This is a genomic window from Paenibacillus sp. CFBP 13594 (assembly GCF_014842675.1).
Classification (GTDB): Bacteria; Bacillota; Bacilli; order Paenibacillales; family Paenibacillaceae; genus Paenibacillus; species Paenibacillus amylolyticus_B.
The window spans coordinates 83357-107250 of record NZ_JACYVQ010000002.1; the positions used below are offsets into that span (position 1 = coordinate 83357).

Here is a 23894-nt window from a genome sequence, read left to right on the forward strand (position 1 = left end):
GTTGCGAATGATCTTGAACATATGAAAAGATGAATTTGAATATATGAAAAAGAGGTATTTGTCATGATGGACCCAACGGGAGTCTCGACAAATACCTCTTTTTGTTTCGTCTTTTTATTTTCCATGTGAAGCGACATAGTGCAAAGAAATTGGGAAGTAGCTTTTATAAAACTACTCGTACATCCGTCGTTCAAGTTCGGCATAGGCAATCGCAGGATCATCATTGGAATTGTCAATATAAGCGACGGATGAAGCAGGGAGCGGCCAGGCTACTTCTTTACGGACGAGAGAAGCTGTGAAGGCATCCCAGTTTTCAAGTTTCCATTCATCCAATGGGGATTGTCTCGCTGTGATCCGCTCGTGATACAACGCTTCATTCTCAAGATAGATATAGGCGACACGCACATCCGTGTCTTCCAGAGAACGTCCAATTCTTGCAAGTTCCTGAGCAATCCAATCCGGGGTTCCGATTTCTTTGGTAAATGGCCCGACAACGATCGTGTCGATACCCAACTGAACGTTATCCAGAGCTGCGTCCATCGTAATACGATATCCAAGATCACGGCACAACCTCTTGTATTCAGGCGAATCTCGGTCGGATGGATCAAGTCCCTGAAGGGTCATAATTGCCTCAGCCGCGGGACGAAGCAGGATATCCATATCGAAAAAAGCCGCTTTATGTTTACGGGAAAGGGCTTTGGCAAGGGTGGTCTTGCCACTTCCGGCCCCGCCGAGAAAGAAAATTAGTTTGCTCATGAATGTAATGCCTCCTTAACTAGATTCAAAAAATAAGATATGTAATTAAAAAATACACGAATATATAGATTCATAATTAAAGTTCGTGAATGAAAGGACTTGTTTATTTTAACATAAATAAAGAAGCATGTTAGCTAGACAGAAAAGGAAGGATAAGGTAATATCATACCTAGTTGTTCTATGCATAGGTTTCCGATGTATATGATCAGAAGAGATTTAAAAGTATGAAAAGGAAGGAGTGAGCGCGTTGCAGGTTAACAAACAAATGATTAAGGGTAGTACCGAGACACTAATCCTAACTTTATTGAAGGAACGACCGTTGTACGGTTACGAATTAATTAAGGAATTACATCGTCAATCTGAGGGTGTGTTTAATCTGAAAGAGGGCACGTTATATCCTATTTTGCATGCCATGGAGATTGAAGGATGGGTAGAGTCGTACTGGATGGAGGTTGAAGGCCGTAAACGTAAATATTATTCGATTCGTGACAAGGGCATGGAGGCCTTAGAAAGTAAAAAAGCGGAGTGGAATTTGTTCCGTAGAGCTGTGGATCGGGTGCTTGGGGAAGGAGGCCTGACATGACGAATCGAGATGAACGAATTCAGCATTATCTTGATCACATGTGTGTTCAGGTTAAAGCTCGCGAAGTACATAACGACCTGCGTGATGAGTTGGGAAACCACATGGAAGAGATCATTTTGGACAAAGAACAAGAAGGTTATACAGAAGAAGAAGCAATTGCACATGCCATTGAACAGATGGGTGATCCTGCTGTCGTAGGCAAGAGTATGCACCGGTTGCATCGCCATCGTATGCACTGGGGCCTGTTAACGGGACTTTCCAGTTTGCTAATCATAAGTCTGCTGCTGACGTGGATTTATACAACAAATATCTCAGTTGAAAGGTTTCAGTTCTTGTATAAAAGTCATTTGATCTACACTATATTTGGTTTAGTACTGATGGTGTTTTTGATGTATTTTGATTATCAAAAATGGAAGAAATCTGCCTGGTGGATCTATATTTTGTTAAGTGGTATGTTGTGGATTAATCCGCTGGTATCACCGTTTGATTATGGTGTACAACGGTTCTGGAGTATATTTGGGTTAACTATTGATCTCACGACGATATCCATGTGGGTATTGCCCCTCGCCATAGGCGCGATTATGCTGGATAAGCTGCGTACTAAGTGTGACGTACAATCCGTCTCAACTTATATTCTTCTTGTGGCTTTGCCTTCTTTTAGCCTGTTACAAGCTTCAGATTGGGTGCGATTGTTTCCATTCGGAACGGCAACTATTATCTTGTTTGCCTGGATTACACAAAAATGGCTTTATACATTTGTAGGGGCTGCAATTGCGGGACTTGTCACTATGATGCAATTGTTTTTGAGTGGTGAGTACAGGCGGTTTGAGAGACTCACTGCCGTGTTTAATCTCCAAAATGACCCGCTAGGACATGGTAGCTATAACCACTCAATTATGAGTATTCTTCATTCCGCCGGATGGTGGGGAAACGGTTCTGACACGTCTTTGGACCACTTTACAGGATTTTATATGGACTATCCCGGTGTAATGCTTATTGATGTATTTGGTTGGTTAGCAGGCATACTGCTGTTGCTTGGAATCGTATGGTTTCTTACTAGTATGCTGAAAATGCTACCTCGTGTACTCGATGAATTTGGTCGTATGATCGTGTTCAGCATTACGTTGATGTTTTCTTTGCAAATGCTTTACTCCCTTGCGATGACTACGGGAAAGGTTCCGATTGTCAGCGTCACTTTCCCTTTTATTGGATTTGGTTCTCATGTGATCTTAGAATACGCCATGATGGGTTTACTGCTTGGAGTATATCGACGTAAAGATACTATTTCATTGAGAAGCAAACAGGGAGAGCCGATCACGTCCATGTCAAAATAAAAAAAGATACGTGATCGGATGGTATAAGTAATATAATACGATGTTTAATCTTACGGATGTGATCGTGCGTCAGAAGGAAACCAGATATGACGCAGGTTCACCCAGCCCTGGCTGTTGAAAGATAGACCACGCACCGAAGGCAAATATGCGGTTTCTACTGGCTTTTCGGATAAATGGAACAGTAAATTCTGATCAACCAAGAATTGTTCAATTCGGTATAATTCAGAAGTTCGATCTGCTGCAATCGGAGAGGCGATAATGGTTTGCAACATCTCATGGATCGTTGTACGAGCCGAATCTTCCAGATGCTCAGACAACGTGGAGTAGAGATCATACCGGCGTAGTTCTTCGTCCCTGTCCCGAATGAGAGAGAAGAGAATCAGATCAGATTCCAGCCGGAGATTTCCTTTGAACTGCTCCATCGTAGCGGTACGGACGGTACAGGAGAAACCGTACTGCTCCAGTATGGACGCCAGATGTTTAGCATCCCTGCGATATTGTGGAATGGTTGCAATGTGCAAGGAGATGGGACTGGAGGATATCGAACTTATCGATACATGGCTAAATCCCTCCGAGTGGACCTGGACTTTCTTGGTATTTACCACACTAAAATCAGTCTCCACAACCTCAGAGTCATCTGCATGTCCGTCATCTCTATACATTCCAGCAAGGCATGACTGAAGGTGTGCTCTTATTTCCGGATCGTGTAACGGTCCGGTTTTTTGCGTATTACATGTGAGTAATTTATGAACCATCACACCTGCACTAATCTGAGTCCAGTCTGCACCCGCAGACGCAGACGGATTATGAACAAGATGAAAGAACGGAGTTTCGATATCTTGGCTATCATCCATTTTGGCCGAGGCACTCCACGGAATTTGCAGGATATCTACCCGGTCCATATGTGCTCTACCCTGAAAATATGATGAAAAGGCTTCAAGTCTGCACAAGTGATCATCCCAGGCAGTGACCTTGAACGGTCCCGTCCCGACAGTTTTTTGCATTGCATGCAGATCACCCGCATGATTCATCTTCAGTTCGTGTGTTCCCGGTGAGGGTACAATCGCCGCACGACTTGTTGTAAGAAAGGACAGAAACAATTCGTGAGGTTTTTTAAGCCGAAAACACACGGTCAAGGGACTGACCGCTTCAATAGATAGGAGCTGTTTACTTACATCACGGTACAGTGTCCGACGATCTGTAGATTGCAGACGTTCAAACGTATGCACAATATCATGGGACGTCAGCATCTGACCATTGTGAAATGTAATGCCTTTTCGTAAATAAAACGTCCAGGTCTGTCGGTCTGCACTGACATCCCAAGTATGAGCGAGACAGGGGAGAATCTCACCTTGTTCACCACGTTGAACCAACCCGTCAAAGACATGGCTAGTCACAAAGGACTCAGCGAGCAGATTAATGTACAGCGGATCAAGCGCATGAAGCTGTTGGCGCAGGGGCAACCGAAGCGTATCAATCTGCTCATTATTGGTGCCGGCTTCCGTATGATGTCCTGAATACCCTAGCAACCACTGGTTTAGATGATCCTGCATGATTGTTGAACTGGAGAATGCGCTCACCTGCTCGGCAGCTTCCTGCAACTCCCGGCGATTCATGGCCTGTATCATATATTCTGCGGCGATTTGATCAGCCGGAACAAGCAAAGTCAGTGAAGAACGCCGACCCCGGCCACGCTGGGAAGCCCAACGAATCCAATCATGGGCGACCATCTTTTTGACAATCGTTAACATATTTCGGTGTGTACAATTTAGCAACTCAGCGAGATCGGCGAGTGTAAGTTCATGTTCTGTATGGTGACCGTAATGACGATGCAACAGCAGATATTGCTGATGTAATTTCAAGTGTTGATTCCCTCCTGGAGGTGAACTCTGACGTATTCCTCTAAAATAAGAAGTTTTGTCGATTATAATTTCTATTTATATTCCTATTTTATCATCTAGAATATAGCATAGAAAGGTTAATGGAGGTTTTTCCCATGATTGATAAAATAATGGCTTCACCGCAACGCGCTCTTATCACGCTACTGTCTGCATGGGTGCTAGCGATCATTCACCAGTATTTATTCTATGGTAATGAGATTGGCGTATCGTATCCTATCTTTGTCATTCTCTTTTATGTGTTCATGTATCTGTTTGCAAGGGACCGCATAAGGTCTTTCAAGTTCATTGATGCTTTTGTGGCGGCTGTAGTGCTATTGTTGTCGCTAACGTTCCTGTTATACGACAATGAACTGTTCCGTGTTCTTAATTTCCTGGTTGTACCCGGCGTAGTTATCTTACATATGACCTATCTAATGGGCAGAAAACAGAAGCAGTGGTGGGAGATTGGTTTGATTGGTACGGCTATTGACCACATGCTGCCTCAAGCCATACGTCATTGGGGGACTATTGCTGCCCTTGCTGTGAGAGCAGGAGGGCGTGGCAGGGGCAAATCCCAAAAAACAGTTGTTTTCAAAGTACTCATTGGTCTTGTGGCGTCCTTGCCTATCCTCATTGTAGTCGTTGCGTTACTGTCCTCTGCTGACGGGGTCTTTGATCAGTATTTAGCCGGTTTTCCGGAGTGGCTGAATCAATTGGCTTTTACCCCAGGGATACCGAGAATCATCTGGATTGTCATTGCAGGTGTAGTTCTGTTCGGTTATGTATGGGGATTTGTACAGCCAATGCAATATGAGGCAGAGAAGAGAGCGAACGCACATTGGAAAAATGGCGCAGCATCTACGCCGATTACGCGTGATCATATGCAGGAAGTCTCTCCTGTGAATGTGGCTACTGAAAGTCAATTTACGAATAAGATTACACCCGAGCCCGAACGTACTCCGGTTCATCGGGAACCATTCAGATTGGACCCCATCATTGTGGGCACCATGCTGATCGTCATCAACTGTGTGTACGTTATGTTCGTTCTTGTACAGTTTTCGTATCTGTTTGGTGCGGGAGAGGGACATCTTCCGGTAGATCTGTCTTACGCTGAGTATGCGAGAAGCGGATTCGCAGAGTTGATTCTCGTTACAGGTATTAATTTCTTTATTCTTATTGTTGCATTGCAATTCACACGTCCGAGTGGAAAAGTAGGCATGATCGTGCATCAGGCACTTCTCCTGATTCTGGTCAGCTGTTCAGCAATCATGTTGTATTCCGCTTTTATGCGCCTAAATCTGTATGAACAGGCATATGGATATACATACATTCGCTTTCTGGTACACGCATTCATGATCTTCCTTGCACTCCTATTGCTGATTGCTGGCCTTCGTATACGGTACACGTCCATACCGCTGATCCGCTGGTATATTGTGCTTGCGCTCACTGCATATGTTGCTGTCAACTATGTGGGTATGGATAAACGGATTGCCGAGCTGAATATTGAACGTTATCATCAGACTGGCAATATTGATGCTACCTATCTGGCGAGTCTGTCAGCAGATGCAGTTCCGTTACTTCGAGCGTTTGCTCTAGAGGAGTGTCCGGATCTCAAGAGGGAAATGCTGGAACGTCAAGCATATCTGGATATGGATACATCAGATCGTTCCTGGCCTTCTTATAACGTAGCAAGACACAGAGCTGAGCTAGAGTTGTCCAAATTGAGAACGGAATAACTGAATAATAGTTGTTTTCACGTACGGATTTATGCAAAAACAATATGTAAGTGTTATAATATAAAAACTAACCTATAAAGGGGGTGAATCCCTTGTTTGAACTGCAGGAGATATTACCATATTTATTCTCGATTGGACTCATCTTCACCGTCAGTTATGCCTATATTGCCCATCTTCATTGTGGCATGACAGAGTACTGGGTGGAAGGTGGCGCCGGTGGTGGACTTGAACCTGTACTTCCCGCCCTGTGTTTGGACAGACAGCACAGACAGGAAGACTGGAGCCGCATGATTAGACGAAGAGAAGCGCCCGATGAAGATGAACCAGATTGTCATTCCTCGTTGAACGATTGGTCAACAAATCAACGAGGAGGATATATATGGAACATAAGACCAACAAGGGATTCACTTTTACTTCGGGCAAGGGACGGATCTATGGCCTGATTGTCATTTTGTTTGCAGTCATGCTGCTTGCCGGATGCAGCAACAACGTGTCGGAGATTACTTCATCGACACCGGGATTTTTTAATCACTACATTGTATTTCCACTGTCGTATCTGATTCAGCATATTGCCACGATATTTAACGGAAGCTACGGGGTCGCGATTATCGTGATTACGCTGGTCATTCGTTTAGCACTGTTGCCATTGATGATGCGTCAAGCCAAGTCCCAGCAGGGAACACGAGTCATCATGAACGCCATGAAACCCGAGATGGATGCGCTCAAGAAAAAATATGAAGGCAAAAATGACCCTGCTGATAAGCAAAAGCTATCTCAGGAAACAATGGAACTATACAAGAAACATAAGTTTAATCCGCTGAACATTGGTTGCTTGCCGATGCTCATTCAGCTGCCTATACTTTCAGGTATTTACACAGCCATCCGACTTACACCGGAGTTGTCCTCCCATTCGTTCCTTTGGTTCAAACTGGGAGCGCCGGATTACGTGCTCGCTGTGGTGGTTGCAGTCATATATCTGATCCAAGCTAAAGTATCACAAGCCAATATGGCGCCTGAGCAGCGAAAACAGTTCGCCATTATGGGATATCTCTCCCCATTGATGATGGCTTTCTTTTCCCTTTCAGCCCCGGCAGCGATGCCGCTCTACTGGACAGTTGGGGGTTCATTCCTGGTACTACAGACATTATTGTTCCGTAAAATGTACCCGGTAGATCACCCGCAGGAGCCTGCTATAATTGAGGTGAAGAAGGTAAAGTCTGCAAAACATAACAAGTCGGCCAAACCTGCAAAGTCCTAGAGACTGGCTAGTAGCATCACTATTATAAGAGCATCGTCTATGTATATCACACCCTATAGAGCAGACACAAAGTCTACTTTATAGGGTGTTTTTGTGAGGGTGAAAAGCCGAGTGATCCAAAAACAATTTTCATAGATCAAAAAAATTTAGTATTTAGTATAAAGGGGAGGAGGATAACATACTTATGGTAGGAGCGAATTAAGCCAATTTCAGAATGAACCAGATGGTGTAGAAACATGGAATAAAAACAAATAAAATTTATTGTTTGGATTTATTGACAAAATTTGATGCATCAATTACCATTTTGTTTAAGAGTTTTGGAGAGGGGCTATTCTAGTGTAAAGACTTGACTTAATATGGCTTTTTATGTAAGTGAATACTGTGATAAATTATAATTCATTTAGAATTTGGAGGAAAATTAGTGGATATTATTATCGGGCTTATACTGGGAATAGTGGAAGGACTTACGGAATTCGCCCCAGTGTCATCCACAGGTCATTTGATTCTGGTGGGGCATTTGCTAGGTTTCGAGGGTACTGTACGTGCTTCGACATTCGAGATTGTAATCCAACTCGGTTCAATCCTGGCTGTGGCTTTTCTGTTCTGGAAACGAATTCTCAGCATCCTTGGCATCCATGTTGGAGAAGATCGGAAAGCAAACAAAGCTAAGGAAAAATTAACACTTCTTCATATCATTATTGGTGTTATCCCTTTTGGTATTGGGGGCGTATTTTTTTACGATTACATAAAAGAGGTTTTGTTCAGTGCTCAAACGGTGGTTGTAACGTTAATCCTTGGCGGGATTCTGATGATTGCAGCCGAGATATTCAAACCCAAAAAGCCGGCTGCAGAAACATTGGATCAAGTCACTTACCGGCAGGCTTTAATCGTAGGTCTGTTCCAGTGCTTTGCACTTGTTCCCGGTTTTTCGAGAATGGGTGCCACGCTATCGGGAGGTTTGCTAGCAGGCATGAGTCACAAAACTGCCTCGGAATTCACGTTTATAATGGCGCTTCCTATTATGTTCGGTGCTTCACTGAAGGATCTATACGAGAGCTGGGATTATCTGTCGGTTGATGATCTTCCCTTATTTATTACAGGGTTTGTGACTGCTTTTATTGTAGCCATGATTGCAGTTAAATTTTTCCTGAAGTTAATTAACCGGATTAAACTGATTCCTTTTGCAATCTATCGTTTTGTATTGGCAGCCGCTTTTTGGATCTTTTTGCTTAACTAAAGCATTCTTATTATCTATTACATGTGAATAAATTAACCGTCGCAGGAGTCTTATCCATGATCAGTGTTTTTATAAATCACATTGAAAAGGAAAGACTCCCTTTTATTTTTTGGAAATAAGTGGTTATCAAAGGGACATTCATCTACTGGGGTGGGAGCGCAAAATATGACGGCATTCATCATAAAGCAAAGCATCATGTTTGTCATACTGTACGGAATCCAATTTTTGATCGGAACGATTGTACTCAAATATCAGTTGCGTGTGAATTATGCTCGTAAAATTGTTCATTTCATGTCATTTATTACACCGTTAGCTATTGAAATGATCGTGAGTTCCAGTACAGGGTATACCGGGCCCATTTTTATCGTCGGAATGCTGATGAACTGCGTTATCATGCTCATTTATATTAAGCCAATTCGCGAGAAAAGTGTATTGGTTCAACGCATGTTTGCTTCTTTTGACCGTCCCGAAGATCGTCCTCATACTTTGCTATGGATGAATACGCAATTAATTGCCGGCTACGTCGTTCTGGCACCATGCTTTCTGTATTTTCAAAGCATAGGTTATGGCACGCTGGCCTTTATTCCCGTTATCATCAATGGACTAGGGGACGGGCTTGCCGAACCGATCGGTATTCGCTTTGGGAAACATAAATATCGCGTTCATGCCTTGTTTTCGAAGAAAAAGTTTACGAGAAGTATCGAAGGCAGTTTATGTGTGTTTCTATCAGCAGTGTTGATCCTTTTGGTGTTTGCAAGCAGTTTTACTGTTCCACAATTAGTTGTTGCACTGCTAATTCTTCCTATAGCTGTAACTCTGGCTGAGGCATTCTCACCTCATACCATAGATACTCCGTTTATACTTATCGTTGGTTTTGCGTGTTTGTATATGATCATTTCATTTGTTTAACAAGGGGAACTTCTTATGACAACCAGTGAATACAAGGTTATTTCTATTAAATCCAGTTATGAAGCATTCATTAATTATAGCTATATCGTCGTTGATGAAGCGACTCAGGAGGCAGCGGTAATTGATCCTTCCTGGGACCTTGAAGCCATTCTGGATTCCCTGGAAGCTGAGCAGACCAAACTCACACACATCCTGTTGACACATTCCCATGCGGATCATGTTCATCTTGTAGGAGCATTGCTCGAACGTTTTAATCCTCGGGTTTATATGGGGGGAGCGGAAATTGATTTTTTTAAGTACCACTGTAAGAATTTGAAGCCTGTAAAGGATCGAGATGCCGTTTTAATAGGCAATACACTGATATCCTGTATAAGCACCCCAGGACATACGCCAGGTTCTATATGTTATTCATTAACAAATCATATTTTTACAGGAGATACTCTGTTTGCAGAGGGATGTGGCATATGCCCCGAACGCGGAGGAGATCCAGGTGCGATGTATCAGAGTTTGCAAAAAATACGGCAACAAATACATCCTTCCGTCAGGGTATACCCTGCACATTCATTTGGCGTTGAACCGGGTCAGACACTTCAGATGCTGCTTGAGAGAAACATATATTTTAATATTTCGGATGAAGAACAGTTTATCGCTTTTCGTATGCGTAAGAATCAGCCGGATGCCAAAAGTTTTGTGTGAAGGAACAAGGGGTGTGACTTGTGAAGGAAAATATTGTTTTTATGTTCTCCGGTCAGGGTTCACAATATCTTCAGGCGGGAAAGGAACTATACCAGAATTATCCGGTATTTCGCCAATGGATGTTGCAGATGGATCGTTGGGTTCAAGACATCGGCGGCAAATCCATTATACAGGAATTATATGATTCCAATCCGTCTTATCCTGATGATTTCAATGAAACTCTAGTTACACATCCGGCCATTTATATGTTGGAATACGCGCTTGCCAGAACGTTAATGGAGAGCGGTGTCATGCCTACAACCGTTGTGGGCACCAGTTTAGGGGAGTTTGCCGCAGCGGCTGTATCCAACGTAATAACTCCCAAGGCGGGACTCGAAGCGGTTTATAGACAAGCTGAAATCATTCACAAGACATGTATTCCAGGAAGCATGCTTGCTGTATTGCATAGTCGTGAAGTCTATGATACCAATCTGGAGCTGCATGCAGAGTGCGAGCTTGTTGCTGTGAATTCATCAAATCATCTAGTGATCTCTGGAAGTATGAAAGGGGTTACAAAAGCAGAGGATTGGCTGAAAAGTCAGGGGATTACTTATGTCAGATTGCCTGTGACTCATGGCTTTCATTCAGCCTATATCGATCCTGCGGCCAAAGAGTACTTAGCCTATCTGGACAAGCAGTCATATCATGCTCCCACGACCCCGCTTGTCTCCAGTTTGACGGGACAATCTGTGACCAAGGTATCTACCGATCATTTTTGGCAAGTTGTCAAGGAACCGATCCTATTTTCTCGCGCGTTAACCCATATAAAAGAAGAGAAACCGAATAGTATATTTCTGGATTTGGGGCCTTCGGGTACACTTTCCAGCCTCGTAAATCAGATTAGCCACAGGAAGGAACGAACATATATAACCATGACTCCCTTCCATCAGGATGCAAAACATGTGGAACAGATCATTAGTCGTTACGCCAATTCGAATGAAACTGGAGGGGATGAACCTTTGTGGGCATATGTATTTCCAGGGCAGGGATCACAGAAGTTGGGCATGGGTGAAGGATTATTTGAGCAGTTTCCAGAGTTGACTCGGCAGGCGGATGATATTCTTGGATTTTCCATTCAGGAACTGTGCTTGTACGATCGGTCTCAGCAATTGAGCCTGACAGAATATACACAGCCGGCTTTGTTTGTTGTTAATGCCATGATGTATCTACATAAAATCAAGGAAATGGGCAGAAAGCCATGCTTGGTTTCAGGCCACAGTCTGGGAGAATACAATGCGCTTTTTGCCGCAGACGTATTTGATTTTGCTACAGGATTGAAGCTTGTACATAAAAGAGGAGAAATCATGAGCAGGGCCCCTAAAGGGGGGATGGCCGCGGTTATCGGTTTAACCGAGAGTGCATTGAAGACAATCCTTCAACGATTTGGACTGCATCAACTGGATATCGCCAATCTGAACTCTCCGACCCAAATTGTTTTGGCAGGGCCTCAAGAAATCATTGATCAGGCCAAACCGATTTTTGAGCAAAACGGTGCACAAATGTATATCCCTCTCAGGGTCAGCGGGGCATTTCATTCCCGTTATATGGAGGAATCAGCCAAACAATTCGATCAGCACCTCCAGCATTATACATTTTCCGCTCCAACGATGACCGTCATCTCAAATTATACAGCGCAGCCCTACCGTACAAATGAAATTCATGCCAATTTGGTGCACCAAATTACACATCCGGTTCGCTGGTGTGAAACGGTAAGGGTTCTGATGGGCATGGGCGTAAACACAATAGAAGAGATCGGTCCAGGCAACGTGCTGACTAAGCTGGTTACAAAGATTCAGACAGAGTGCGGACCCATCGTATATCGTCCTGATGACATGTCTGTCCAACCGTTATCGTCAGCAGTTCACCCCGATACTCCAATATCATCCGTTTTACAATCTGGCAGCCAAGGAACTCGACTGGCCGAGTCTCTTGGCTCGAAACCCTTCAAAAAGGACTATAATTTGAAATTGGCCTATTTGACAGGTGCAATGTACAGAGGCATTGCTTCGGCGGAGATGGTTGTTAAAGTGGGGCAATCAGGAATGATGGGCTTTTTGGGCACAGGGGGGTTAAGCCTGAAGCAGATCGAAGAAGGAATCGATTATATACAACACCATTTGCAGGATGGACAGGCGTATGGGTTAAATCTTCTTCATCAAATGACTCATCCTGAACGAGAAGAAGAACAAGTTAACTTATTACTACGTAAAGGTGTAAATACAGTAGAGGCTTCTGCCTTCATGGGTGTTACTCCGGCATTAATCAAGTACCGTGCCCATGGACTGAAGCGTTCTTCAGACGGGCGAGTATCCACAACGAATCGCATTATTGCCAAAGTATCCAGACCAGAAGTGGCTGAAGCATTTTTAAGCCCCGCTCCGGAATTCATGGTTGAGAAGATGTTGAAGGAAAACAAGATTACATCTGTTCAGGCAGAACTCCTGAAAAAAGTACCCATTGCAGAGGATCTGTGCCTTGAGGCTGATTCGGGTGGACATACAGATGCGGGTGTGGCGTATGTCATGCTGCCTGCCATGGTTCGTCTTCGCAATACGATGATGGAAAAGTACGGTTATTCGAAAGAAGTTCGCATTGGTGCTGCCGGTGGTATTGGTACACCTGAAGCAGCAGCAGCAGCATTTTTGCTCGGAGCGGATTTTATCGTAACAGGTTCAATCAATCAATGCACGGTTGAAGCAGCTACTAGCGATGCTGCCAAGGATTTACTACAGGATATGAACATTCACGACACGGAATATGCCCCTGCTGGAGATATGTTTGAGATTGGAGCCAAGGTACAGGTTCTTCGCAAAGGTGTATTTTTCCCCGCGAGAGCGAACAAGCTTTATGATTTATATCGGCAGCATGATTCTTTGAATGACATTAGCGAAAAAAACAAACAGCAGCTGGAAAACAAATATTTCAAAAAAACCTTTGATGAAGTATACCGCCAGGTTGTTCAATATAGATCTTCCGAGGAAATACAGAAAGCCGAGCAGAATCCCAAGTACAAAATGGCCTTGGTGTTTAAGTGGTATTTTGCCCACAGTACAAGGCTTGCAATGGAAGGAACAGCAGGTCATCAGGTCGATTATCAAATCCACTGTGGTCCAGCCTTGGGAGCTTTTAATCAATGGGTGAAAGGCACAAATCTCGAGGACTGGAGAAACCGTCGTGTAGCTGAAGTGGGCATAAAGTTGATGGAAGATACGGCTTTGGTTTTACAGGAACGATTGAAGCAATTGGCTGTGCAGGTTGAGACGAACTAACTTTTAGCATGGTTAGGGACAGGGGGGTGTGATGATGCGACAAAAGAAGGACACGAAATCAACATCCGATAGTAATCCGGAAATGAGCCTTACGGATATTGTGATCGTCGGTATGGCGTGCAGGTTTCCGCAGGCTAATCATTATACGACGTTTTGGGATAATCTTGCGAATGGTGTGGATTCCGTCAGGGAGGTTACCCCAGATCGATGGGATGTATCAAAGTTCTATTCTCAAGATATTGACGCCCCTAATAAGAGTATTGGAAAATGGTGCGGTCTGCTGGATGATGTGTATTCTTTTGACCACCGCTTTTTTAGTATCTCTCCCCGAGAGGCCAAAAATATGGATCCTCAGCAACGAATGATACTTGAAGTATCCTGGCAATGCATAGAGGATTCCGGGATTTCGCTTCAAAGGTTACAGAATCAGATCACTTCCGTTTATGCCGGAGTAATGACAGTAGATCACCGCCAAATGGCTTGCCTTCCCGAATTGGAGATAGATAGCTACGCTTGTCTTGGAAATTATGAAAGTATTCTTGCCAATCGAATTTCTTACGTCATGGACCTCAAGGGCGCGAGTATATCGGTAAATGCAGCTTGTGCATCTTCATTAGTAGCCGTGCATGAAGCCAAACAAGCCCTGCAACGAAAAGAGTGCAATTACGCCTTGGCTGCCTGTGTAAATCTAAATTTGCATCCCTGGAAGTTTATTTCATTTTCCAAGTCAAGAATGTTAAGTCCGGATGGGCGTTGTAAGACCTTTGATAAGGAAGCCAATGGTTATGTACCAGGGGATGGAGCAGGCGTACTGTTGCTTCAAAGGCTTGAAGATGCTTTAGCGGAAGGCAATCATATCTACGGGATTATCAAAGGATCTGCCTGCAATCATGGTGGAAGAAGCGCATCCATAACTGCTCCGAGCATGAAGGCACAACAAGACGTCATCTTGGCTGCTTATCAGGATGCAGATATTTCCCCGGAAATGGTCACTTATATTGAGGCACATGGAACGGGAACGTCGTTGGGAGATCCGATTGAAATTGAAGCGCTTAAAAATGCATTTGCTGCCTATACTTCCCGAGCCCAATTCTGTCGGATTGGCTCGGTAAAAACCAATATTGGCCACTTGGAGAGCGCTGCGGGCATGGCTGGTATTGTGAAAGTGATCATGATGATGAAACATGGTAAAATACCTGCCAACCTTCATTTTAACGAACCTAATCCGATCATAGATTTTAAGAGTACTCCTTTTGAAGTGACAAGGGCTCTAACGGATTGGAACAGTGCTGGCGAAGGTTTGCCTTTAAGAGCGGGCATAAGCTCTTTCGGTTTTGGTGGGGTCAACGCACATCTGGTGATTGAACAGTGGTGCGCTGCACCCTCGAACAAACAGAAGGATGATGCAGCAGCAGCCCGTTCTCAGCTGTTCACGCTATCTGGAAAATCAAAATGGCATTTGGAAAAACAGCTTGAATCGTGGAGAGCATTCTCGCTCACACCCGAGTTTGAAGATTGTACGCTGCGTGATATTAGTGGAACATTATTCACGGGAAGAGTGGCTTTTCCTTATCGTTATGCTGTGATGGCAGACAACTTACAGCAGTTGAAGGAAGAGTTGCATTCGGAATCAAGTCGTCCTTTCATGCCAAAACAGCAAAAGTGGGCAATAAGAGTGGGGAACTTTTCCTATATAAACTATGAGCAATTTAGCATGTTAACCCGTGATTTACCGCACGTGGATGACATCGTTCAATCCTTACTGGATCAAATTGCTGATCGTCCGCTTGCCGATCATTATCGGCGGATGTTCTACAATGAACCATGGGAAGAAGAGACACTTCCATGCTGTCAGTTCATTGCTGGATACGCCGTCCTTCGATGTTTACTTGATGCGGGCTTAAAAGTGGAATGGATGACAGGGGAACGTGCAGGGATGTGGGCAGTTCTTGGGGTAAACCAGATGATTGTGCCAGAACAAATTCTTTTGAGGCTTGCAGGGGGAAATGAAGCTAACATCTTTAAACTCCATCGTCCGTGTATTCCCTATTATGATCCCACATTGCAAGACATTTTGTATCCGGTTTCTTTTAACGAGGCCTATCTTCGTCACTTGTTGGGTGGCACACTAGTTGAAAGTGTGGGCTCTGGGAACAGACAAGATGATCGATTGGAATATCCAATGGTCAGTGATAACGAACAGGTTCAATATTATCTAACTAAGGGTCAATCACTCATCTCTCATCAGTTCACCTTCAGAAAGTATATAGATGAATGGTCGAATCTTCTAGGTAAAGTAAGTGGGGACGATTGGGATTTGGAAGAGTTGCTTGGGAAGCCTCTTGATGTCTTGATGGTTACGGAGCTTTCCACTCAACAGTTGTTCATTATCGTTACAGCTGTGGCTCATTCACTGCGGAGGTTGAATCGCAAATGGGATTTGACGATCATGACTGAGCCCGATCCACGATTCGAACAAATATTGGATCTGATGGACGATCACATCTTACTTCCTGAAATGATCGCCCAACTTGTTTTGGATTCCAATGTGGATTATAAGGCGGTTGCCCAATCCATGAACCTGAAACAGCAACAGATGCATACGGACCAAAACGAAAAACCGTTATATGACCGAAACGATAACCTGCCCGAAATTGGAAATGTTGAGCAATGGCTGCATCAAACACAAGAAAGCCGGGTTGATCTGGGGAAAATTTCGTCAGACATCAAGATCATCGACATCGGAGTATTTCAATCTGTCTCACCTGATACGCTGAAACTTGCTTTAAAAGAGGATGAAGCTGGATATGACGTCTGGAATATCCTCGGTCAGTTATGGCTCCATGGCGTGAATGTGAGGTGGGACCTATGGTTCCCTTCAGGAACATTTAACAAGTGTGCCCTGCCGACTCAGCGTTTCGAGTCTGTAATACATCGATTACATGACAATAACAATACCCTGGCTAATCCATCGGTTATGGATGTACATAAGCTTCCGCGTCCACAGGGGAAGGGGATAGATCCAGCTTTACACCCGATGACTGGCTGGAATACCTCAACCTTGGATGAATTCAAGTACCAAACGCTGTTTACTGGCAAAGAATTTTTTCTGAATGATCATATCGTAGATGGTAAACGGACTTTACCAGGTGTGGCTTATTTGGAAATGGCATTGGCCGCTGCGCAGAAGGCAGGAATCCAGGAGGTTACTGGTTTTGGTGAAGTGGTGTGGTCAAGACCCCTGACGGTTATGGAGCATCCTGTTGAAGTAAATATTTCTTTGTCAAGAGCTGAGGGGAAAGTTCATTTTCACGTATGGACCGGCGATGATTCAAACTCCAGACGAATTCACGGGCAAGGAACGTTGTATGAAATAAAAATAGAAGGCAATAAACAAGTCTTGCGACAAGGCACTGAATACGGAGTTAAACGTGATATGGATGCGATTAGAAGAAGGTGTGTTGACCCTGTTCCAGGAGTATATCGCACGCTTGAAAAGAGTCTTCTCGTCTACGGTCCATCCTTTCAATCCATAACGGATTGTTGGGTGAGTGAAGATGAGGCTATTGCCAGCTTTGCGCTCCCACTCCCTTGTGATGAACAGTCACATGCCTACACGCTTCATCCTGTAACGATGGACAGTGCTTTGCAGACAGCGATGTTACTTGTCCAAAAGGTAAGCTCTAGTCTTTGTATGCCCTATTCCATAGGTACGGTCAAATGGTTGAATCGGCTTCCCGACAAGGGAAGTGTGTATGTTAGGCAGCAGAGTACACAAGGGGGAAAAGCGTTCAAGTTTGATATTGTCTTGCTTAATAAACAGGAACAAATATGCATGGAGATGCGTGATTTTACGGTAAGACAGGTTCAGGACAAAAAGCGCCATGCGAAGGACTCACTGAAAACACTTTTGCAAAGATTGGAAGCCGGAGAGGTTGAACCCATTGATGTCTTAACTTATATGGAGGAACGATGAGAAAAGATCAGATGTTATCACTGGATCAGATTCTTGAAATGGTGAAGGGACGACGTCTCTCATCAGAGATAGCCTATCAGCTTATACAGGAAATAGAGCGGCATGATAATTCGGCTTCCAATGAAAAAAACATACAGCAGAATACGTATCTGTATCCATCCTGGGAAATTCAAGACCTTCAACGTACGGTTTTCAAAAGTGAGAGACTTCTGTTATTTGTTACTGGTGAAGAAAATATGGGGCAATGGGATGAGAGTGCTTCCATCATTCGTGTGATACAAGGAAATCAATTCATCGAGCAGGATGCTGATACATTCGTAGTCCGTCCGGAACATGAAGAGGATTACGAGCGTTTATTCAACCGACTGTCCGAATTACAGTGGATACCTGATACTGTCGTTCATGGATGGAATGGTGCCGTGCTTTCGGAAGATGGAGGGACGCTGCTGAGTAAACAGCTTGCCCAGGGCGTGTACGCCTTATTTTATACATGCCAATGGCTGGCGAAATGTGCTGACAAAAAGAAAATACATCTTTTATATGTTTATTCCAGCGATCATAAAGAAGAACCGGCAAGTGAAGCCGTAAGCAGTTTCATGCGCAGTGTAACATGGGAACACCCGCAATGGACATGTCGTACATTGGACATGGGAAATGAACCAATCGATATGTTACAACTCATCAAACAGGAGCTGGAAGCTCGGGACCAAGCGGTAGAGGTTCGTTATTGGGACAATCGGCGTTATGTAAAAAGATTGGTATCGTTGCCGAAAAGAGAATATTCACAAGTGGATTGGAACAAAGAAGGCGTGTATTTGATCACAGGTGGGATGGGCGGCATCGGTCTAAAGTTTGCCTCCTTGCTTGCCAAATCCGCTCGAGTCATTGTTTTATCCGGACGCTCCATTCTGAGTAGGGATCAGGAACAACAATTGCATGATCTAGGGAAGTTCGGAGCTGAAATAGTGTATATCCCGGCGGATGTATCGCAACGTGAGTCCGCTTTTAATCTCATCCGTGAGTGCAAAGCCAGATTTGGGGGTATTCATGGTGTGATTCATTGCGCTGGCGTATTGAGAGACTCCATGCTTCAATCCAAAAATAAAGTGGACATGGATGCTGTTATCGCTCCTAAAGTATACGGAACGGTTTGGCTGGACGAAGCTTCTTGTCATGAACAGTTGGACTTTTTCATCGTTTGCTCTTCCGTCATGTCCGTTCTGGGCAACGCTGGACAATGTGACTATGCCTTTGCCAATGGCTTTATGGACGGTTTTTGCCGTCAACGGGATCGTTTGAACAAAGAGGGGTTACGTTCTGGTCAGACGATCTCTCTGAATTGGCCTCTATGGTCGGAAGCGGGGATGGGAGTAGATCCAACTCATCGCCTTTTTTTGGAGAATACGCTCGGGATTTCAGCGATATCCAGCGAACATGCCATACATGCTTTTGAAGATGCTTTCCATTGTAAGGAAAATCAGCTGGTAATTGTTGGCGGGGATGCGGCCAAATTTCAGAAGGTACACGAGAAAACATCGTTTGCAGATGTGGATCCTCCGAAAAAGGATGTGTTGTTGCAGAACAGCATAAATGAAGAAGTTCTACTAGAAAGGGTTTCAGAGGTCATTTTGACCATATCCTCTAAGATTCTTAGTGTTGACATACAGGAACTGGATCTGGATGCGGATAAGAGCGACTATGGATTTGATTCCATTTCAACGACTGATTTTGTCAATCGACTTAACGCAACATATAGCATTGATCTGACGCCTCCTGTTGTGTTTGAATATGCGACTTTAAGGACCTTTGCAACCTACCTGAGCGGAGCTTATGGCGAAGACATTGCCCGATATCATGGAATGAGTGGGGGACACGATGAACCCGAAATGCAGACTTCACATACGGTCAGTGCTGATGAAACAAATGAGAACGCAAGTGAGCCTGTTGATGTCCATAGGAGCAATAAAGAACCCATTGCCATTATTGGAATAGGCGCTCATATGCCTCAATCCGAGAGTATGGATCAACTATGGGAGAACTTGGTTTCCGGAAAAACCTTTATTTCCGAAATCCCTCCTGAACGCTGGGATTGGCATCAATATTACGGGGACCCAATAAAGGAAGTTAATAAAACCAACATCAAATGGGGCGGATTTATGAAAGCCATTGATCAATTTGATGCTTCGTTTTTTGGAATTTCGCCTCATGAAGCGGGGTTGATGGACCCGAGACAGCGCATTTATTTGCAAACCGTATGGGAAGCCATTGAAGATGCTGGTTACAGGCCATCCGATTTGTCTGGGAGTAAAACAGGCATGTTTGTCGGGGTGGTTAGTTCAGATTATTATGATTTGATGCATCAAGCAGGCATTCCTACCGAGGCACATACAGCGTTGGGCATATTTCATTCCATTCTGGCTAACCGAATTTCATATCTTCTAAATCTGCATGGACCTAGTGAACCCGTGGATACAGCCTGTTCCGGTTCGCTGGTCGCCATTCATCGGGCAGTGGAATCGATACACAACGGAGAATGTGAACTGGCAGTTGCCGGAGGCATTAGTGTTATCGCAAGTCCACAGCTGATGATTGCTTTTAATCAGGCAGGCATGCTCAGTGTGGATGGTCGCTGTAAAACCTTTGATCAAGGTGCTGATGGGTACGTTCGTGGTGAGGGTAGTGGGGCATTGCTGCTTAAACCGTTGTCCAAAGCGGAAGCGGATGGAGACCATATCTATGGAGTAATTCAGGCAACGGCTATAAATCATGGGGGACATGCCAACACTTTGACGTCTCCAAATCCTAACGCACAGGCAGAACTCATTGTTGAAGCGTGGTCGAGATCAGGAATTGATCCGAGGACAGCAGATTATATTGAAGCACATGGTACGGGGACGCCATTGGGTGATCCAATCGAGATAAATGCGCTTAAAAAAGCATTCTCCCAGCTGGTTCAAAACTGGGATGAATTGCATGGCACGCAGAGCGGCTCATCCCCGGATTCCACTGTTCCGCACTGTGCAGTGGGGACTATAAAAACGTATATTGGGCACCTGGAGGCAGCAGCAGGAGTAGCGGGAGTACTAAACGTGTTACTCAGTATGAAGCATAACCGATTGCTGCCAAATCTGCAGTTAAATGAAGTTAACCCGTACATCCAGTTGAAGAACAGTCCATTTTATATCGTAAAGGAAGGACAGACGTGGAATCGCAAACATGACACGTTGCCCAGAAGTGCGGGCGTAAGTTCATTTGGGTTTGGAGGTGTCAATGCTCATATCGTCATCCGCGAATACGTGACCAAGCACAATAGTTCCCAAAATATATCCAATCGCCCCCAGTTACTCATCGTTTCTGCAAAGAACAGGGATCGATTGAAAGCATATGCGAAGCGAATCGTTGAATTTCTGAGTCAAACGGATGGGATTACCCTAGCTGATGTTGCATTTACAATGCAAACGGGCAGGGAAGAGATGGAGGAAAGACTTGCATTGGTGAGTTCGAGCATCACGGATGCCGTAGACATGCTTGAGCGGTTTGTTGCAGGTCAGGCAGATCTATATCGATGTTGGCAAGGGAGCGTATCCAAGCGCAAATCCCTCCAAGATGAACATGTTATAACTTACAATCATCCATCCACAGATCAGGATTCCATGATGGAAGCAGAACTCCATAAACTTGCTCAGCTCTGGGTAACCGGTAACAGGATTGATTGGTCTTCAATGGATAAAAGTGAAGGGCAACGGAAAATCTCCATCCCGACTTATCCGTTTGCAGAGACACGGCACTGGCTTCCTAATCCAGTCAACCGTATAGAAAACGCTGGAGCTCATCGGTCGGGAATGGATAACAGATTCATGATGAAGCTGGAAAACAGATCGGATTTTCGGTCATACCGCTACGAATTTGAATTTACGGGTCAGGAATCCTTTTTTCGGGATCACGAAATAAACGGATATAATGTATTGCCTGCCTCAGCACATATTGAGTTGATCAGGGCCGCTGTCATGATGGCTGCTCAACCCAGAGAGGATGAACAAATTAACCTCCAAAAGCTGGTATGGCTCCAACCTGTTGTAGCTCAACAAGGTATGGGAAGGCTCCGAATCCTTCTTAATCCATCCTCTAATGGAGATATTGAGGTGACCGTTCAATCTCCAAGTGAGTCTCAGGGGGATGGGACAGAGACCATGGTTTTTAGCCAGGGGACTGCTGTGATTACCAAGCGTGGAGTACGCAAGACTAGCGAAGTGGAGACAATCCTGAGCAGCTGTAATCTGGAAAATCTCACTTCAGAGCAATGTTATTCCTTTTTTTCAGCAAGAGGCATGCGGTATGGTCCAGACTTCCAGGGTCTGAAAATTGTATCAGTGGGTCATGATCAGGCATTGGCCAGAATTGCTCTGCCTTCGAATATTATCGATGGATTTCAGGAGGGCACCCTTCATCCAGGTCTTCTGGATAATGCTTTTCAGGCCACCATCGGGATCTGGTCCAGTGCTTCGGGAAATATTCAGGAGGAGCCGCAAGATACGTCTTTGTTGCCCTTCTCCATACAGCAACTTCAAATATTTGGCTCCTGCGAAGCAGAGATGTGGGCTCATGTCCGAGTACGTCAGGAGAGTGGCAGTGCCGTTGTACACGCAGATACCGAATATGACATGGATTTGTTTAATGTAGAGGGTGATGTACGGGTATCTATTAGGGCAATGCGTTTTAGAAGACCTGAGCCAAAAGCTTCTAATCTCAATGAGACTAAAGGGATGGAGACATATGAGTTACAAATGCTGGCCCCTGCATGGAAAGAGCAGACAATCGGCTTGCATGAACATGAACATGAACGTGTACTCAACGATCTCCCGGGAGAAATATGCTTGGTAGGTACGAAGAGCTCGTACTTGACTCAGCTGCTTAAATATCTGCCTCACGCCGAAGTGATCGTTTTGAATCCACAGGATTCGATCATGCGGATCACGGAACAACTGATCCCAATTATGAACCTTCGACATATGGTGTGGATATCTCCGCTAACCACCGGAAACTCACCTGATGTCGAGGGAATGATTGAGGCTCAGGAAGAAGGCGTGTTTCTTCTGTACAGACTAATTAAGGCACTTCTTCAGGACGGATATGGGAATCGGAGCATGGAATGGACTGTAATCACAATGCAGGCAAACGCCATTCATACACTTGATTCGGTTGATCCCACTCATGCCGGGATACATGGTCTTATAGGAGTATTATGCAAAGAACGACCCGGATGGAAGGTTAGACAGGTGGATTTGGATCAGTTGAACGATAAGAATATGCACGAGTTGTTTTCGTGGTCTGCTGATTCCTACGGATTCCCATACGTAAACCGACATGGCGAATGGTTTCGTCAACAACTTGCGTCCGTTACATATTCCCCTGTGAGTTCGGGGCAGTCTCATTCCTATCGCCATGGAGGTGTATACGTTGTTATCGGGGGAGCAGGCGGAATCGGAGAGGCATGGAGTGAATATATGATCCAGCATTACAAAGCCCAGATCATCTGGCTGGGAAGAAGGAAACTGGATGCTGATATTCAGGCGAAATTGCAAAGGCTGGGCGAGCTCGGACCTGCGCCCTGTTACATGGCTGTTGATGCAACGGATTCGGAAGCAATGCGTCAAGCATGTACAGATATTAGGCGGAATCATCAAACCATTCATGGTTTTATTCATTCAGCCATCGTATTGGAGGATCGTAGCCTGGAATATATGGACGAAGCTGCTTTTCGGAAAGCTTATTCCACCAAGGTAGACATCAGCATCAATATAGCCAAAGCGTGTATCGGAGAGTCGCTTGACTTTGTACTCTTTTTTTCGTCCATGAACTCCTTTTTGAATTCGGCCGGACAGGCCAATTACGTAGCCGGCTGTACGTTCAAAGATGTATTCGCCCAATTTTTGAGACAGTGCTGTAATTTCCCCGTCAAAGTGATGAACTGGGGATATTGGGGAAGTGTGGGTTCGGTACGTTCTGAATATTATAAGACACGCATGGCGAAAGCAGGACAAGGTTCAATCGAAGCTCCTGAAGCGATGGAGGCTCTTAATGTACTGATGAATGGTGTGCTGGATCAGATTGCATTGATAAGGAAACAGCCTTTGGTGGATATGCAGATCTTGCATGAAGAAGAATCCATTATGGTCTATCAGGGGGCTGTACCGTCTTTGGTTGTATAACAGGGGTCTGAA

13 protein-coding genes are annotated in these 23894 nt (G+C 44.6%); 11 read left to right on the top strand and 2 right to left on the bottom strand.

Features of this window, described 5'->3' with window-relative positions:
* Nucleotides 1-171: 171 nt before the first annotated feature.
* On the bottom strand, nucleotides 172-756 hold the full coding sequence (locus IFU39_RS07815) for an AAA family ATPase (protein ID WP_105598405.1): 585 nt from the start codon (nucleotides 754-756) through the stop codon (nucleotides 172-174).
* Nucleotides 757-1003: 247 nt separating this feature from the next.
* Between IFU39_RS07815 and IFU39_RS07820 the strand changes: the two genes are divergently transcribed.
* A complete protein-coding gene (locus tag IFU39_RS07820) occupies nucleotides 1004-1339 on the top strand; it encodes a PadR family transcriptional regulator (protein ID WP_167483549.1) in 336 nt (111 codons plus the stop codon).
* Entirely contained in the window at nucleotides 1336-2673 is a 1338-nt protein-coding gene (locus tag IFU39_RS07825) for an FtsW/RodA/SpoVE family cell cycle protein (protein WP_192132080.1), read from the top strand. Before IFU39_RS07820 ends, IFU39_RS07825 begins: the two co-directional genes overlap by 4 nt.
* A gap of 50 nt (nucleotides 2674-2723) precedes the next feature.
* On the opposite strand, the gene IFU39_RS07830 is transcribed toward IFU39_RS07825, so the two are convergent.
* Nucleotides 2724-4535 carry an ABC transporter substrate-binding protein gene (locus IFU39_RS07830; RefSeq protein ID WP_192132082.1) on the bottom strand — a complete coding sequence of 604 codons (1812 nt, stop codon included), beginning with the start codon at nucleotides 4533-4535 and terminating at the stop codon, nucleotides 2724-2726.
* A gap of 134 nt (nucleotides 4536-4669) precedes the next feature.
* On the opposite strand from IFU39_RS07830, the gene IFU39_RS07835 reads away from it, so the two are divergent.
* From IFU39_RS07835 to IFU39_RS07875, 9 genes are all read left to right on the top strand, one after another.
* Nucleotides 4670-6289: a DUF4153 domain-containing protein gene (locus IFU39_RS07835; RefSeq protein WP_192132084.1), complete on the top strand. Its 1620-nt coding sequence runs from the start codon at nucleotides 4670-4672 to the stop codon at nucleotides 6287-6289.
* Between the two features lie 92 nt (nucleotides 6290-6381).
* Nucleotides 6382-6732 (top strand): hypothetical protein, encoded by a 351-nt coding sequence (locus IFU39_RS07840; RefSeq protein ID WP_244660927.1) that lies wholly within the window; start codon nucleotides 6382-6384, stop codon nucleotides 6730-6732.
* On the top strand, nucleotides 6669-7547 hold the full coding sequence (gene yidC / locus IFU39_RS07845) for a membrane protein insertase YidC (protein ID WP_105598409.1): 879 nt from the start codon (nucleotides 6669-6671) through the stop codon (nucleotides 7545-7547). Before IFU39_RS07840 ends, yidC begins: the two co-directional genes overlap by 64 nt.
* Nucleotides 7548-7941: 394 nt before the next feature.
* Nucleotides 7942-8784: an undecaprenyl-diphosphate phosphatase gene (gene bacA, locus IFU39_RS07850; protein ID WP_223199987.1), complete on the top strand. Its 843-nt coding sequence runs from the start codon at nucleotides 7942-7944 to the stop codon at nucleotides 8782-8784.
* A 165-nt stretch (nucleotides 8785-8949) separates the two neighbouring features.
* Nucleotides 8950-9693, top strand: a complete 744-nt coding sequence (locus IFU39_RS07855; RefSeq protein ID WP_105598411.1) for a hypothetical protein — start codon at nucleotides 8950-8952, stop codon at nucleotides 9691-9693.
* A gap of 15 nt (nucleotides 9694-9708) precedes the next feature.
* Nucleotides 9709-10389: an MBL fold metallo-hydrolase gene (locus tag IFU39_RS07860; RefSeq protein WP_192132088.1), complete on the top strand. Its 681-nt coding sequence runs from the start codon at nucleotides 9709-9711 to the stop codon at nucleotides 10387-10389.
* 20 nt (nucleotides 10390-10409) lie between these two features.
* Nucleotides 10410-13697, top strand: a complete 3288-nt coding sequence (gene fabD / locus IFU39_RS07865) for an ACP S-malonyltransferase (protein WP_192132090.1) — start codon at nucleotides 10410-10412, stop codon at nucleotides 13695-13697.
* A 34-nt stretch (nucleotides 13698-13731) separates the two neighbouring features.
* Complete coding sequence (locus tag IFU39_RS07870; RefSeq protein ID WP_192132092.1) at nucleotides 13732-17673, top strand: type I polyketide synthase; 3942 nt, start codon at nucleotides 13732-13734, stop codon at nucleotides 17671-17673.
* Nucleotides 17670-23882, top strand: a complete 6213-nt coding sequence (locus tag IFU39_RS07875) for an SDR family NAD(P)-dependent oxidoreductase (RefSeq protein ID WP_192132094.1) — start codon at nucleotides 17670-17672, stop codon at nucleotides 23880-23882. The genes IFU39_RS07870 and IFU39_RS07875 overlap by 4 nt, the downstream gene beginning before the upstream one ends.
* The last annotated feature ends 12 nt before the right edge of the window (nucleotides 23883-23894 follow it).

Bases quoted from the DNA above. Each gene is read 5' to 3' on its own strand.
- IFU39_RS07815 (WP_105598405.1), bottom strand. From the start codon at position 756: ATGAGCAAACTAATTTTCTTTCTCGGCGGGGCCGGAAGTGGCAAGACC.
- IFU39_RS07870 (WP_192132092.1), top strand. From the start codon at position 13,732: ATGCGACAAAAGAAGGACACGAAATCAACATCCGATAGTAATCCGGAA.
- IFU39_RS07825 (WP_192132080.1), top strand. From the start codon at position 1,336: ATGACGAATCGAGATGAACGAATTCAGCATTATCTTGATCACATGTGT.
- IFU39_RS07860 (WP_192132088.1), top strand. From the start codon at position 9,709: ATGACAACCAGTGAATACAAGGTTATTTCTATTAAATCCAGTTATGAA.
- yidC (WP_105598409.1), top strand. From the start codon at position 6,669: ATGGAACATAAGACCAACAAGGGATTCACTTTTACTTCGGGCAAGGGA.
- IFU39_RS07835 (WP_192132084.1), top strand. From the start codon at position 4,670: ATGATTGATAAAATAATGGCTTCACCGCAACGCGCTCTTATCACGCTA.
- IFU39_RS07875 (WP_192132094.1), top strand. From the start codon at position 17,670: ATGAGAAAAGATCAGATGTTATCACTGGATCAGATTCTTGAAATGGTG.
- IFU39_RS07855 (WP_105598411.1), top strand. From the start codon at position 8,950: ATGACGGCATTCATCATAAAGCAAAGCATCATGTTTGTCATACTGTAC.